This window comes from Pseudomonas sp. NFACC51, from assembly GCF_900103575.1.
Taxonomy (GTDB): Bacteria; Pseudomonadota; Gammaproteobacteria; order Pseudomonadales; family Pseudomonadaceae; genus Aquipseudomonas; species Aquipseudomonas fluorescens_Q.
The window spans coordinates 143,448-157,052 of record NZ_FMXH01000016.1 but is presented as its reverse complement, the minus strand read 5'-3'; the positions used below and the strand labels follow the sequence as shown (position 1 = coordinate 157,052).

14 protein-coding genes are annotated in these 13,605 nt (G+C 61.8%); 9 read left to right on the top strand and 5 right to left on the bottom strand.

The features are described from left to right. Nucleotides 1-44 precede the first annotated feature (44 nt). Nucleotides 45-530, bottom strand: coding sequence for a MarR family winged helix-turn-helix transcriptional regulator (locus BLT00_RS25800; RefSeq protein WP_014338127.1), 486 nt, complete (start codon nucleotides 528-530; stop codon nucleotides 45-47). A 213-nt stretch (nucleotides 531-743) separates the two neighbouring features. On the opposite strand from BLT00_RS25800, the gene BLT00_RS25795 reads away from it, so the two are divergent. The 3 genes from BLT00_RS25795 to BLT00_RS25785 all read left to right on the top strand — a co-directional run bounded on the left by BLT00_RS25795 (nucleotide 744) and on the right by BLT00_RS25785 (nucleotide 5,150). After that, nucleotides 744-1,574 (top strand): p-hydroxycinnamoyl CoA hydratase/lyase, encoded by an 831-nt coding sequence (locus BLT00_RS25795; RefSeq protein ID WP_063320869.1) that lies wholly within the window; start codon nucleotides 744-746, stop codon nucleotides 1,572-1,574. Between the two features lie 108 nt (nucleotides 1,575-1,682). Then, nucleotides 1,683-3,131 (top strand): aldehyde dehydrogenase, encoded by a 1,449-nt coding sequence (locus BLT00_RS25790; protein WP_092142783.1) that lies wholly within the window; start codon nucleotides 1,683-1,685, stop codon nucleotides 3,129-3,131. Nucleotides 3,132-3,272: 141 nt separating this feature from the next. Continuing rightward, the gene (locus BLT00_RS25785; RefSeq protein WP_063325054.1) at nucleotides 3,273-5,150 is read left to right on the top strand and encodes a feruloyl-CoA synthase; all 1,878 of its coding nucleotides are present in this window, start codon (nucleotides 3,273-3,275) and stop codon (nucleotides 5,148-5,150) included. A gap of 168 nt (nucleotides 5,151-5,318) precedes the next feature. Here BLT00_RS25785 and BLT00_RS25780 read toward each other — a convergent pair whose 3' ends face one another. Beyond that, the gene (locus tag BLT00_RS25780) at nucleotides 5,319-5,636 is read right to left on the bottom strand and encodes an ElaB/YgaM/YqjD family protein (RefSeq protein WP_092142788.1); all 318 of its coding nucleotides are present in this window, start codon (nucleotides 5,634-5,636) and stop codon (nucleotides 5,319-5,321) included. Nucleotides 5,637-5,796: 160 nt separating this feature from the next. Here BLT00_RS25780 and BLT00_RS25775 point away from each other — a divergent pair, with 160 nt between their 5' ends. Beyond that, nucleotides 5,797-6,051, top strand: coding sequence for a hypothetical protein (locus BLT00_RS25775; protein ID WP_003181187.1), 255 nt, complete (start codon nucleotides 5,797-5,799; stop codon nucleotides 6,049-6,051). Between the two features lie 3 nt (nucleotides 6,052-6,054). Here BLT00_RS25775 and BLT00_RS25770 read toward each other — a convergent pair whose 3' ends face one another. Further along, nucleotides 6,055-6,963 (bottom strand): LysR substrate-binding domain-containing protein, encoded by a 909-nt coding sequence (locus BLT00_RS25770; protein ID WP_092142790.1) that lies wholly within the window; start codon nucleotides 6,961-6,963, stop codon nucleotides 6,055-6,057. Nucleotides 6,964-7,049: 86 nt separating this feature from the next. On the opposite strand from BLT00_RS25770, the gene BLT00_RS25765 reads away from it, so the two are divergent. Then, nucleotides 7,050-7,973 (top strand): carbon-nitrogen hydrolase family protein, encoded by a 924-nt coding sequence (locus BLT00_RS25765; protein WP_092142793.1) that lies wholly within the window; start codon nucleotides 7,050-7,052, stop codon nucleotides 7,971-7,973. Between the two features lies 1 nt (nucleotide 7,974). Here BLT00_RS25765 and BLT00_RS25760 read toward each other — a convergent pair whose 3' ends face one another. Next, entirely contained in the window at nucleotides 7,975-8,445 is a 471-nt protein-coding gene (locus BLT00_RS25760; RefSeq protein ID WP_014338133.1) for an LEA/WHy family protein, read from the bottom strand. A 330-nt stretch (nucleotides 8,446-8,775) separates the two neighbouring features. On the opposite strand from BLT00_RS25760, the gene BLT00_RS25755 reads away from it, so the two are divergent. The 4 genes from BLT00_RS25755 to BLT00_RS25740 all read left to right on the top strand — a co-directional run bounded on the left by BLT00_RS25755 (nucleotide 8,776) and on the right by BLT00_RS25740 (nucleotide 11,817). After that, on the top strand, nucleotides 8,776-9,492 hold the full coding sequence (locus BLT00_RS25755; RefSeq protein ID WP_003202404.1) for a helix-turn-helix transcriptional regulator: 717 nt from the start codon (nucleotides 8,776-8,778) through the stop codon (nucleotides 9,490-9,492). Nucleotides 9,493-9,543: 51 nt separating this feature from the next. Beyond that, a complete protein-coding gene (locus BLT00_RS25750) occupies nucleotides 9,544-9,885 on the top strand; it encodes a nuclear transport factor 2 family protein (protein ID WP_072348557.1) in 342 nt (113 codons plus the stop codon). 258 nt (nucleotides 9,886-10,143) lie between these two features. Beyond that, nucleotides 10,144-11,265 carry a cell division protein ZapE gene (zapE, locus tag BLT00_RS25745; protein ID WP_092142797.1) on the top strand — a complete coding sequence of 374 codons (1,122 nt, stop codon included), beginning with the start codon at nucleotides 10,144-10,146 and terminating at the stop codon, nucleotides 11,263-11,265. Nucleotides 11,266-11,322: 57 nt separating this feature from the next. Further along, a complete protein-coding gene (locus BLT00_RS25740) occupies nucleotides 11,323-11,817 on the top strand; it encodes a GNAT family N-acetyltransferase (protein WP_072348553.1) in 495 nt (164 codons plus the stop codon). Nucleotides 11,818-11,841: 24 nt separating this feature from the next. Here BLT00_RS25740 and BLT00_RS25735 read toward each other — a convergent pair whose 3' ends face one another. After that, complete coding sequence (locus BLT00_RS25735) at nucleotides 11,842-13,581, bottom strand: phosphoethanolamine transferase CptA (RefSeq protein WP_092142800.1); 1,740 nt, start codon at nucleotides 13,579-13,581, stop codon at nucleotides 11,842-11,844. Nucleotides 13,582-13,605: the final 24 nt, after the last annotated feature.

The window sequence follows — 13,605 nt, the reverse complement described above, 5'->3', positions numbered from 1 at the left end:
CCCCAGCGGGAGCAAGCTCCCTCGCCACAGGGGAGCGGTGTCCTTTATTGGTAAACCTTCTTCAACAACCGCAGCAACTCCTCACGCTCAGCCCCTGAAAGGGTCGCCGTGGAATCCAGGTCACTCTGCGCGGCGATTTGCTTGAGTTCCTTGAGCAAGGTTTCGCCAGTCTTGCTCAGGAAGATCCCGTAGGAGCGTTTATCCGGCTTGCACCGCACGCGCACGGCCAGGGCCCGGCTTTCCAACTTGTTCAGCAGCGGCACCACTTGCGGTGGCTCGATCGTCAGGGCCTTGGCCAGGTCAGCCTGCATCAGGCCGGGATTCTGGTCGATGATTGCCAGGGCCGAGAACTGGGCAGGGCGCAGATCGTGGACGGCGAGCCGGCCAATCAGGTTCTGGAACAGTTTCAACTGGGCGCGGCGCAGGGCGTAACCGATCAGGTCATCCAGTGCGGAGTCCAGCGGCGCTTGCGCGTCGGTACCGGCGGCCAGGGGCTCGGCGGGTTCGGCAAGCTTGGAAGACTTGGCCATCGAAGTGAACTTCCTCAAGGTAAGTGGTTAACAAGGCTATCCAGTTTGCCGGGGTTGCGACGCCCTGGCTATGGGCTTGCGCAGATTCGAGATTTGTAACCTTCGATCCAGGTCCGGGAAAAGACAGATAAATCGATTAATAGTTAATTGACATAACTATTTTTCCGGTTTAGTTTTTGATCATCTTCAGCCAAGAACAAGAGAGCACGCATCATGAGTAATTACGAAGGTCGCTGGAAAACAGTCAAGGTCGATATCGAGGAGGGCATCGCCTGGGTCACCCTCAATCGCCCGGAAAAGCGCAACGCCATGAGCCCGACCCTCAACCGCGAGATGATCGACGTGCTCGAGACCTTGGAGCAGGATCCGGCCGCTGGCGTATTGGTGCTGACCGGGGCCGGTGACGCCTGGACCGCTGGCATGGACCTCAAGGAATATTTCCGCGAAGTGGATGCGGGGCCGGAAATCCTCCAGGAAAAAATCCGTCGCGAAGCGTCGCAATGGCAATGGAAACTGCTGCGCATGTACGCCAAGCCAACCATCGCCATGGTCAACGGCTGGTGCTTTGGTGGCGGTTTCAGTCCGCTGGTGGCGTGCGACCTGGCGATCTGCGCCGACGAAGCGACCTTCGGTCTCTCGGAAATCAACTGGGGCATCCCGCCGGGCAACCTCGTCAGCAAGGCCATGGCCGATACCGTGGGCCATCGCCAATCGCTGTACTACATCATGACCGGCAAGACATTCGGCGGGCAAAAAGCCGCCGAAATGGGCTTGGTCAACGAAAGCGTGCCCCTGGCGCAACTGCGTGAAGTCACCGTGGCGCTGGCGCGCAACCTGCTGGAGAAGAACCCGGTGGTGCTGCGGGCCGCCAAGCATGGTTTCAAGCGCTGCCGCGAGCTGACCTGGGAGCAGAACGAGGATTACCTGTACGCCAAGCTCGATCAGTCGCGCCTGCTCGACACCGAAGGTGGCCGCGAGCAGGGCATGAAGCAGTTTCTGGACGACAAGAGCATCAAGCCTGGCTTGCAAACCTATAAGCGCTGAATCGACCGGCGAATGGCGGGCCGCATCCCGCTGTTCGCTGCGCCGCCCTGGCGCTACTGTTACACCGCTGCGATGTATTCCCGATAAAGACAATAAAGAGGAATCACCATGCTGGACGTGCCCCTGTTGATTGGCGGCCAGTCGTGCCCGGCCCGTGACGGCCGGACCTTCGAACGCTGCAACCCGGTGACGGGTGAGGTGGTGTCTCGCGTGGCCGCCGCCACTCTGGAAGATGCCGATGCCGCGGTAGCTGCTGCCCAAGCGGCGTTTCCCGCCTGGGCCGCATTGGCGCCTAACGAACGCCGGACGCGGCTGTTGCGTGCGGCCGAGCAGTTGCAGGCCCGCAGCAGTGAATTCGTCGCTGCTGCCGGCGAGACCGGTGCCATGGCCAATTGGTACGGTTTCAACGTGCACCTGGCGGCGAACATGCTGCGCGAAGCCGCTTCCATGACGACCCAGATCAATGGCGAAATCATTCCTTCGGACGTGCCTGGCAGTTTCGCCATGGCCCTGCGTCAGCCTTGCGGCGTGGTGCTGGGCATCGCCCCTTGGAACGCTCCGGTGATTCTCGCCACCCGCGCCATCGCCATGCCCCTGGCTTGCGGTAACACCGTGGTGCTCAAGGCTTCTGAAATAAGCCCGGCAGTGCACCGGCTGATCGGCCAGGTGTTGCAGGACGCAGGGCTGGGTGACGGCGTGGTCAACGTGATCTGTAACGCACCGGCGGATGCGCCGGCCATTGTCGAGCGATTGATTGCCAACCCGGCGGTGCGTCGGGTCAATTTCACCGGTTCGACCCATGTCGGACGCATCGTCGGCGAACTGTCGGCGCGCAACCTCAAGCCGGCGCTGCTGGAACTGGGTGGCAAGGCGCCGCTGCTGGTGCTGGACGACGCCGACCTGGACGCCGCGGTGCAAGCGGCGGCCTTTGGCGCTTACTTCAACCAGGGCCAGATCTGCATGTCCACCGAGCGACTGATCGTCGATGCCCGTGTGGCGGATGAGTTCATCGCCCGCTTGGCCGCCAAGATCGCCACCCTGCGCGCTGGTGATCCGGCGGCCGGCGATTCGGTACTGGGCTCGTTGGTCGACGTCAGTGCCGGCCAACGCATCAAGGGGCTGATCGACGATGCCCTGGCCAAAGGCGCAACGCTGGTCACGGGGGGGCAGTTGGAAGGCAGCATCCTGCAGCCGACGTTGCTCGACGGCGTCACTGCGCAGATGCGCCTGTACCGCGAAGAGTCCTTCGGGCCGGTGGCCGTGTTGCTGCGCGGTGACGGCGATGAAGAGCTGCTGCGCCTGGCCAACGATTCCGAGTTCGGCCTGTCGGCCGCCATTTTCAGCCGCGATACCACCCGTGCGCTGGCCTTGGCCCAGCGGGTCGAGTCGGGCATTTGCCACATCAACGGGCCGACCGTGCACGACGAGGCGCAGATGCCCTTCGGTGGGGTCAAGTCCAGCGGTTACGGCAGCTTTGGCGGAAAGGCGTCCATCGAGCATTTCACCCAGTTGCGTTGGGTGACTTTGCAGAACGGTCCCCGGCATTACCCGATCTGAAACCCGTCGCATCGCGGGCGGTCGAGCCTTGAACGCCGTCGCCCCGATGCAGGCCAGAATAATAATGACAAGGCCGCAGCCTGGTGCTGCCACGCTCCGCTCGCATCGCGACCCGAGTGTGCCTTGGTGGAGGAAATGTACGTGAGTTCCGAGTCCAGATCGTCCTCCCGACCCGAGGCCGGGCGGTATCGCCAGGTATCGATTGGTCATCCTGCTGTGGAAGTCCGGGAAGAGCGTGGCATCTTGCACATGCGCTCCCTGGAGCCCTTGGCCCCGCTGCCAGCGCGGTTGCTCGAGCGCCTGGTGCACTGGGCCAAGGTGCGCCCGGAGCAGACGTTTATCGCTGCCCGTGAAGCCGGCGGTGACTGGCGTCGAGTCAGTTATGCCCAAATGCTCGACAGTGTCCGAGCCATCGCCCAAAGCCTGCTCGGTTACGGTTTATCGGCGGAAAAACCCTTGGCGCTGCTCTCCGGCAATGACATCGAGCACCTGCAAATGGCCCTCGGCGCGATGTACGCCGGTATTCCCTATTGCCCGGTTTCGCCGGCCTATTCATTGCTGTCCCAGGATTTCGCCAAGCTGCGTCATGTCTGCGATCTGTTGCAGCCGGGGCTGGTGTTCGTCAGTGAGGCCGCACCGTTCGAGCGCGCGATCACTGCCGTATTGCCGGCGGACGTGCCCTTGATCACAGTGCGTGGCGAGATAGCCGGCCGGTCGAGGACAAGCTTCGCCAGCCTGCTGGTCCAACCCGGCGGCGCCGAGGCCGAGCAGGCGTTCGCTGCCACCGGCCCGGACAGCATCGCCAAGTTCCTGTTTACCTCAGGCTCCACCAAGCTGCCCAAGGCGGTGATCACCACCCAGCGTATGCTTTGCGCCAATCAGCAGATGCTGCTGCAGACCTTTCCGGTGTTCGGCGAGGCGCCGCCGGTGCTGGTGGACTGGTTGCCGTGGAACCACACGTTCGGTGGCAGCCACAACGTTGGCATCGTGTTGTACAACGGCGGCACGTTCTACCTGGACGACGGCAAACCCACCGCCCAGGGCTTCGCCGAAACCCTGCGCAACCTCAAGGAAATCTCGCCTACCGCCTACCTGACCGTGCCCAAGGGCTGGGAGGAACTGGTCAATGCCCTGGAGCAGGACGATGAATTGCGCGAGCGATTCTTCAAACGCATCAGCCTGTTCTTCTTTGCGGCGGCGGGCTTGTCCCAAAGCACCTGGGACCGGCTCGACAAGGTCGCCGAACAGCATTGCGGCGAACGTATCCGCATGATGGCGGGCCTGGGCATGACCGAGGCGGCGCCGTCCTGCACCTTCACCACCGGGCCGTTGTCCATGGCTGGCTACATCGGCCTTCCAGCGCCTGGCTGCGAGGTGCGCCTGGTGCCGGTGGACGGCAAGTTCGAAGGGCGTTTTCGCGGGCCGCACATCATGCCCGGCTACTGGCGCTCGCCGCAGCAAACTGCCGAGGTATTCGACGAGGATGGTTTCTACTGTTCGGGAGATGCGATCAAGCTGGCCGACGCCAGCAATCCGCAACTGGGGCTGATGTTCGATGGGCGGATCGCCGAGGATTTCAAATTGTCTTCCGGTGTCTTCGTCAGTGTCGGGCCGTTGCGTAACCGGGCGGTGCTGGAAGGCACACCCTATGTCCAGGACCTGGTGATTACCGCACCGGATCGCGAGTGCCTGGGGGCGCTGGTGTTCCCACGGCTTGCTGAATGCCGGCGCTTGTCTGGCCTGGGCGGGGATGCCAGTGACGCCCAGGTTCTTGCCAGCCCTACGGTGCGCCAATGGTTCGCCGACTGGCTGCGACGCCTGAACCGTGAAGCCAGCGGCAACGCCAGTCGCGTGGAATGGATCGCCTTGCTCGATGAACCGGCGTCCATCGACCGCGGTGAAATCACTGACAAGGGCTCGATCAATCAACGGGCGGTGTTGCAGTGGCGGGCGGGGAAGGTGGAGGCGTTGTATCGCGGGGAGGATGCGTCGATTTTGCGGGCGGGACCTGTGGCTTAAAGCGAGACCTTGTGGATGTGCATAAATGGCGGACTCATCCACAAACGCCTGTGGGAGCGAGCTTGCTCGCGATAGCGGTGGCTTAGTAGCAGAGAGGTTCTCTGACACACCGTCATCGCGAGCAAGCTCGCCGCTCCTCCATGAGGTCCGGGGGCTGGTTTGTGATGGTTAACGCCGTCCTAGCAACAAACCCACCACCAGCCCGAAACCAGCGGAAATCGCCACGGTCTGCCAGGGGTGGCCGCCAATATAGACTTCAGTGGCGTCGACCATGGGGCGGGTACGCTCCCGTGCGCTGGCAACCGAATCAAGCGCTTGTTGCAGTTTCTGGGAGATCTGGTCGCGCAGGTTTTCAGCATCTTCGCCCACCAGCGAGGCACTGCTTTTGAGCAGCTTCTCCGATTCTTCGATCAACGCCTTCAGTTCGCTGAAGGCTTGATCCTTGATTTGCTCTCCATTCGCTTGCACGGTGCTTTTACGGGCCATTGAAGTACTCCTTGCTGATGATGGCATTGATCAATGGAGTGCTGCGCTTGTGCAAAAGTTGCAACGTTTGGCCTTGTCGGCGCAGCCCATCACAAATCGTGGTTAAGACGTTTCCCTGCAAGGTGTAAGATGGCGCCTATTTACGCAACAGGTAATTCCCATGAGCTTCAATCTGGCTGACAAGCCCCTGGCCGAGCGCGCCGCGCTGGAAGACGAAAAATCCCGACTTTTTGAACTGTGGCAAAACAACCTGGGCAAAGCCAAGGGCGATGCTGCCCGCTTGTTCGGCGAGCGCTCCAAACGCAAGGGCAAGTGGGCCGAGTGGGTGCGTGCCGAACTGGACGGCATGTCGCCGCCGGAGTACGCCAACATGGTACGCAGTGAAGTCAATCGACTGATGGCTGCCAACAAGTAAGCCTTAGGTGAATGTTGCCGTAATGGCCTCGCGAACCTTGAGCATTGTCGGCTCCATTTGCGTGTGGGTTCGCCATCCCAGTTCGATAGGGTAGCGGGGCAAGGCCAGGGGGCAGGGCAGCAAGGCCAGGCCGCTGAGGTCGGCGATGGCCCGGGCGGCATGGGCCGGAATCGTCGCCACGGCTTGGCTGCCCTTGAGCAGGAACGGCAACGCGGCAAAGTGGGTGGTCGAGGCACAGACTCGCCGGCTCAGGCCAAGCCCGGCCAGCCCTTCGTCGGTGATACCGATGAAACCACCTGAAGACACCAGCAGATGTTCACGGGCCACGAACGCCTCCAGGCTGAGGGATTGTTGGCCCTGCGCCAGGCTCGCCGGGTCCAGGAGGCAGGCGTAATCGCCTTCGCCCAACACCTGGCGGCTGAGCAACCGCTGGGCGAAACCGCCCGCCGTGATCGCCAGGTCAAGTTCGCGCTCCATCAGGGCCCGGCCGACGATCTGGCTGTGGGTCTGGCGGAAAATCAAGCGCAGGCCCGGCGCTCGGTCGGCCACTTCTTCGATCAAGCGTCGCCCATGGGCAATCTCGAAATCATCCGACAGGCCGACGATGACCGAGCGGCCTTCGTAATGGCTGGCATCCGGGTCGACCATCGCCAGGCTCTGGCGGCATTTATCCAGTGCTTCGCTGATCACCGGCTTGAGCTGGTTGGCCCGCAGCGTCGGCGCCAGGCCCCGGCCGGTACGCACGAATAATTGATCGTCATACAAACCGCGAAGCCTGCGCAGCGCTGCGCTGATGGCCGACTGGGTCACGCCCAGGCGTACGGCGGCGCGGCTGGCGCTGGATTCGTCATGCAGGGCTTCGAAGGTCTTGAGCAGATTGAGGTCGATATCGGCGATATTCATAAGACTCATATCATTTAGCAGTATTCGGGGCTTTATTCATGATCGGCCGCTGCTTGAGAATCGGCAACACCTGATGATCGAGGAGTTGAAAAACCATGCCCAAATCCATTGTGGCTGCCCTGCAGATCGGCTCGTTGCCTGGCGGCAAGGGCGAGACCCTGGCACAGATCCTTTCCTACGAAGAAGCCATTCGCGAGGCTGGCGCGCGCCTGGTGGTGATGCCAGAAGCGCTGCTGGGTGGCTATCCCAAGGGCGAAGCGTTCGGGACTCAACTGGGTTACCGGTTGCCGGAGGGACGCGAGGCGTTTGCCCGCTATTTTGCCAATGCCATTGACGTGCCCGGCGTTGAAACCGAAGCGCTGGCCGGGCTATCGGCGCGTACGGGGGCGAGCCTGGTGCTGGGCGTCATCGAGCGTGTCGGCAGCACCTTGTACTGCACCGCGCTGTATTTCGAACCCGATGAGGGCCTGGTGGCCCGGCACCGCAAGTTGATGCCCACCGGCACCGAGCGGCTGATCTGGGGCAAGGGCGATGGTTCGACCTTGCCGGTGATCGACAGCCAGGTCGGTCGGGTCGGCGCGGCGGTGTGCTGGGAAAACATGATGCCGCTGCTGCGCACCGCGATGTACGCCAAAGGGGTGGACGTCTGGTGTGCGCCGACGGTGGATGAGCGGGAGATGTGGCAGGTGACCATGCGCCATATCGCCCACGAAGGTCGCTGTTTTGTGGTCAGTGCCTGTCAGGTCCAGGCCTCGCCGCAGGCCCTGGGTATCGAGGTCGCGCACTGGCCGGCCGAGCGGCCGCTGATTGCCGGAGGAAGTGTGATTGTCGGCCCCATGGGCGATGTACTCGCGGGGCCGCTGAAGGACACGGCGGGGCTATTGATTGCCGAAATCGACACCGATGAGCTGGTGCGGGCGCGTTACGACTATGACGTGGTGGGGCATTACGCCAGGCCAGATGTGTTCGAGTTGGTGGTGGATGAGCGTGCCAAGCCCGGCGTGCGTTTCACGGCGTGATTCACCAGTTGGCGGCGGAGCCCGGCAGGTCGAGGGTTCCGCGGTCAACGAAGCGCAGGGTGCCGAATACGCCGCCGGCGAGCTTGCCCTTGAGCACATAGGGCAGGTTGTCCAGGCTTTGGGTCTGGCTCAGGCCCAAGGTCTGGCGCAACACCGAAAACGCCGAAATGCTCACCGGGACACTGAGGATCGCCTCGGAAAAGCGCGGGATCGAACCGCTCTGGTCACTGACCCCCGTTGCCAGCGTACGGCCGTTGACCTCCAGGTCCAGCGCCACGCCGTTGTAGTCGATCGCGGTTTCGTTGGGGTTCTGCACGCGCAGTTTCACGGCGAAACGCACCTCCAGGCCCTGGTTGGGCAAGGGTTCGATGCCGACCACGTTGATGTTCAGCGGGTCCCGGTGCGGGAAGAGGGCGCAGGCACTCAGGCTGAGCAGTATCAGGAAAACGGAAAGGCCGAGGATTCTGCGCATGGATTGACTCTCAACGAATGAAAAAAACCGGAAGCGATTGAGCACGATACCCCACAGGTGCCCCATGGCAACCAACGAACCCTTGGATAGGGCGCTTTTGGTGGCGAGGGAGCTTGCTCCCGCTGGGCTGCGTAGCGGCCCCAAGCTTTTGCGGTTGCTGCGCAACCGAGCGGGAGCAAGCTCCCTCGCCACAAAAGCCACAAAAGCCACAAAAGCCACAAAAGCCCATGCCACAGCGATGTATGCGAGACATGGCAAGAGGGCTCCTGACAGTTTCTGACACCAGCCTCTGCTAATCTGCGTCAACTTTTTTCTTCTGGATAGCCCATCGTGTCGCGTACCTCTCGGTTGCTCACTTTGCTGCAAGTCTTGCGGGGCAAGCGTTGCCCGGTTACCGCTGCGACATTGGCGGGAGAACTGAACGTTTCCGAGCGCACCTTGTACCGCGACATCGCCGAACTCACCGCCCTTGGTGCGCCGATCCAGGGTGAAGCGGGCATTGGTTATGTCTTGCGCAGCGGACTGTTCCTGCCGCCACTGATGTTCACCGCCGATGAAATCGAGGCCATTGTGCTGGGCTTGCGCTACGTCGATCAGCGCGCCGACGAGGTGTTGGGCAAGGCAGCCGCCGACGCCCTGGCGAAGGTCGCTGCAGTGCTGGCCCCCGATGTGCGAGACGCTTTGCGCAACCCCACGGTGCTGCCCGGCCCACCGGGTTATGGCTATCCGCAGAACACGGTGGAACTGAATGTGTACCGCCAGGCCATTCGCGCCCAGGCCAAGCTGCACATCGATTACGCCGACGTGAACAAGACCCCGAGCCAACGCTTGATCTGGCCGCTGGCCCTGGGCTTTTTCAATGAGGCGCGGGTGGTGGTGGCCTGGTGCGAATTGCGCGGCGCCTATCGGACTTTTCGCACTGACCGGATTGCCTCTGCCACCGAGCAGGGCGAGCGCTATCCGGGCCGCCGCAGCGACTTGCTGCGCGACTGGTTCGCGCTGATGAAGCTGGACGAAACCGGACGGTTCACTCCTGACAAAAACTGACACAACGCTGTTCTAGCATGGTGCCAGATCGATAAAACAAGGAGCCGTACCATGTCCAATCCCGTCTCTTCCCTGGCCCCGGCCATCGCCGGCTACATTGCGGCGGCCAATGCCCGTGACAGCTCGGCGGTGACGCGTTTCTTCGCCGAGGATGCCAACGTATTCGATGAAGGCCAGCACCGTGTTGGCACCCAGGCCATCGCCCAATGGATGGAAGACACTGCCCGGCGCTTCCAGCCGCGTGTGGAAGTCCTCAATGTGCAGCAACGCACTGGCAAGGTGTTGGTGCAGAACCTGATCTCCGGGACATTCCCCGGCAGCCCGCTGGAGTTGCGCTACACCTTCCGGCTCGATGAGCAGGGCAAGATCAGCCGGTTGGATATCTCGATTTAAGTTGTTTCAACTTAAGAAGGCGAGCGCTGTTGTATAGGAAATGAATGCAGTTGTGGCGAGGGAGCTTGCTCCCGCTGGGCTGCGTAGCGGCCCCAAGCTTTTGCGGTTGCTGCGCAACCGAGCGGGAGCAAGCTCCCTCGCCACACAGGCTTGGCGTTGAGTCAGAGGGTTTGGCATTGAGTCACAGGCAGGTGAATGACTCATCCGCCCCCGCTGTCATGGCATACTCCCCACCTTCGTATTCCGGACCCGGGCCGTATGACTTTCGACTCCCCCTTGAGTGCCTGGCAGCATGCCATCGAACACCACGGCTTCGTCCAGGACGAGGCCCAGGAACTGGCCATCATGACACTGGAGCAATGCCACAAGGCGTTGCACGAAGGTCGCAAGGCGATCAAGGGCGTTTATCTCTGGGGCCCGGTGGGACGTGGCAAGACCTGGCTGATGGACCGCTTTTATGAAAGCCTCAAGGTGCCGGCCCGTCGACAACACTTCCACCATTTCATGGCGTGGGTGCATCAGCGTTCGTTCCAGCTCACAGGGACGCCGGATCCTTTGCAGGCCCTGGCTCGGGAATTGAGCGCTGAAGTACGGGTGCTGTGTTTCGACGAACTGTTCGTCAACGACATTGGCGATGCAATCATCCTCGGACGCCTGTTCCAGGTGATGTTCGAGTTGGGGATGGTAATGGTCAGTACCTCCAACCTGCCGCCGGAGGAGCTCTATGCCAACGGCCACAACCGTGAGCGTTTCCTGCCGACCATCACCGCGATCAATCGATATATGCAGGTCGTGCCGGTGAACGGCTGGCAAGACCATCGCCAGCACCCAGGCCAATTACAGCAGCGTTATTGGCTGCGCGATCCCGGGCAACCTGATCCGCTGGGTGACGTCTTCAACCAGTTGACCTGCGGGCAAGCGTCGAGCAGTGCGCCGATCGAGGTCGGTCATCGCCTGCTTGAACCGGTCCAGGCCAGCGACAGCGTGCTCTGGAGCCGTTACCCCGACCTGTGCGAGCAACCGTTCTCGGCGCTGGATTTCATGGCGCTGTGCGACCGCTTCAGCGTCATCCTGCTCAGTGACGTGCCGTGCCTGAGCGCCGAGCAGCGCGAAGGGCGCATTGCCCGTGGCACCGAAGACGGCGTCGAAAGGGTCGAGGCCGGTGATCGCGAATTGCCGCAGTTGTCGATCCATGACGATGGCGTACGGCGCTTCATCGCCCTGGTCGACGAATGTTATGACCGCAAGGTGCCGTTGTGCCTTTCGGCTGCGGTGCCGATGGATGAGTTGTACACCGAGGGCTATCTGCAATTCCCGTTTCGCCGTACTCTCAGCCGCCTCCAGGAAATGCAAATGCAACGTTTTGGTCAGCAAGCCTGACCTGTATCCCGCCGACGGCGTCGAGCCAGCGGCACTAACGAAGTGAGATGGAAGGTCATGGAAGAAGCCAAGGACATCCTTGTACTGCAAGCCAGCTACACCAACCCGGTCCACGCTGAAGCGATCTGTCATGTGCTCAATGGCTATGCGCAGGACCCGATGGGCGGGGGACATCCCTTGCCGGCCGAGGTGCTGCTGCACCTGCCCGAGGAACTGGCCAAGCGCCCTCATGCCTTCAGCGTGTTGGCTTTCGTCAACGGCGAACCGGCGGGGCTGGTCAATTGTTTCGAAGGTTTTTCAACCTTTGCCTGCCGGCCACTGGTGAACATCCACGACGTGGCGGTCATGAAGGATTTTCGCGGCCTCGGGTTGAGCCAGAAGATGTTGCAGAAGGTTGAGGACATCGCCCGCCAGCGTGGTTGCTGCAAGATTACCCTGGAAGTGCTGGAGGGCAATGCCGTGGCCCAGGCCAGCTATGCCAAGTTCGGCTTTGCCGCCGGCATGTTCGACCCGGCCCACGGGCCTATGGAATTCTGGATCAAGCCCCTGTAAAAGCGGGCTTCTGATGGGTTTCGGTTATTTCTGCACGACTGCGGTCGTCGGTGCCTTGGGCTGCATCAGGCTGAAGTCGATCAGGGCCTTGCGTGGGGTTTGATAGGGGTCGCCGATCAGCAGCGGCCGGGCCTTGAAGTCATCGCTGACCAGGCTCTTGCTGCGGTCCAGCTCGTCAAAACTCAAGCCTGCCAGGTCTGCCCAGGTGTGAATCAGGTGCGAGCTGCTGTAGGGACGCGACAGCTCGCCGGCAAAGTTCCAGTCATGGCTTTCGCGCCACTTGGGCGAGGCCCAGGCCATGAAGGGGATGGTGTACATCGGCGCGGTCGGCTTGCCTTCGTTACGGCCCAGTGTGTCGTGGCCGGCGGAGTCGAACACGTCTTCACCATGGTCGGACAGGTACAGCAGGAAGCCGTTGGGGTCGGTCTTGGCGTAGTCCTTGATCAGGCTGGACACGACGAAGTCGTTGTACAGCACCGCGTTATCGTAGCTGTTGTAGGTCGGGACCTGATCATCACGCACGCCTGCCGGTACGCCTTGGCGATCGGTGAACTTGTTGAAGGTCGGTGGATACCGGTACTGGTAGCTCATATGGGTGCCGAGCAGATGCACCACGATCAGCTTGCGCGGGGCGCTGTCGGCCAGGGCTTTGTTGAACGGCTCGATCACATCGCCATCGTACTGCGCGGCATTCTGATTGCGGTTGTTGTTCAGGTACACCTGCTCGTCGGCCTGCTGGGAAAACGTCGTGAGCATGGTGTTGCGCTTGGTCATGGTCTGCTGGTTGGTGATCCAGAAGGTCTTGTAGCCGGCCTGTTTCATCATGCTCACCAGCGACGGGGTGCTCAGGTACAGGTCCGGGTTCTGTTCGTCGGCGAACGTCAGCACCTGCTGCAGCGCTTCGATGGTGTAGGGGCGTGGGGTGATGACGTTATCGAACACTGACAGCTGGTCCTTGAGCTTGTCCAGCTCAGGCGTGGTTTCGCGCGGGTAACCGTAGAGGCTCATGCGCTGGCGGTTGGTGGATTCACCGATCACCAGCACCAGAGTGGCCGGTTGGTCGGCCATGGCGTCCTTGAGGTTGCGCAGTGGCGCGATCTTGCTGGCGCTGTGGAGCATGCCTTGCATGTTCTCCAACTGTTCACCGTAGCGACGATAGGCCACCAGCATCTGCCACGGGACGGCCGGCTCGATGCGATTCTCGAATTTCTCCAAGCCACCGGCGAAACTGCCGGTGCGCAGGGTTTGCTTGACCAGCGGATAACCGGCCACGGCGAGCACGATGACGGCTGCGGCGACCATGGCCTGGCCCCGGGGCAGGTACACCGGGCGCAGGCGGGTCCAGAGCCAACAGCCGACGGCGGTGTGGGCCAGGAACGCCGCCACCATCCACCAGGCAAAATACTGTGTCAGGTATTCGCCGGCTTCAGACACGTTCGATTCGAACATGATGAAGATGACGCTCTGGGAAAACTCTTGCTGGTAAATGAAGAAGTAGCCCAGGCTGGCCATGGAGCAGGCCCACAGCACCACGCCGATCAAGGCGGCGAGCACGCGCGTGCGGGCGGGGAAGAGCAGCAGGGGCGCCAACCACACCGCGCTCATCACGAACGCTTGGCGAAAGCCGGTGAAGCCGGAGGTGTCGCTCAACAGAATGAGCAGTTGGGTGATGCCAGAGAAGTACCAGAAGAACAGAAACAGCCAGCCAAGCCCGGCCCAGTCGAAACCTTTCGCAGTCGTTTTGCTGCGTTTGAACAAACTCATCAAGCGCTCCAGCCTTTGTCGACG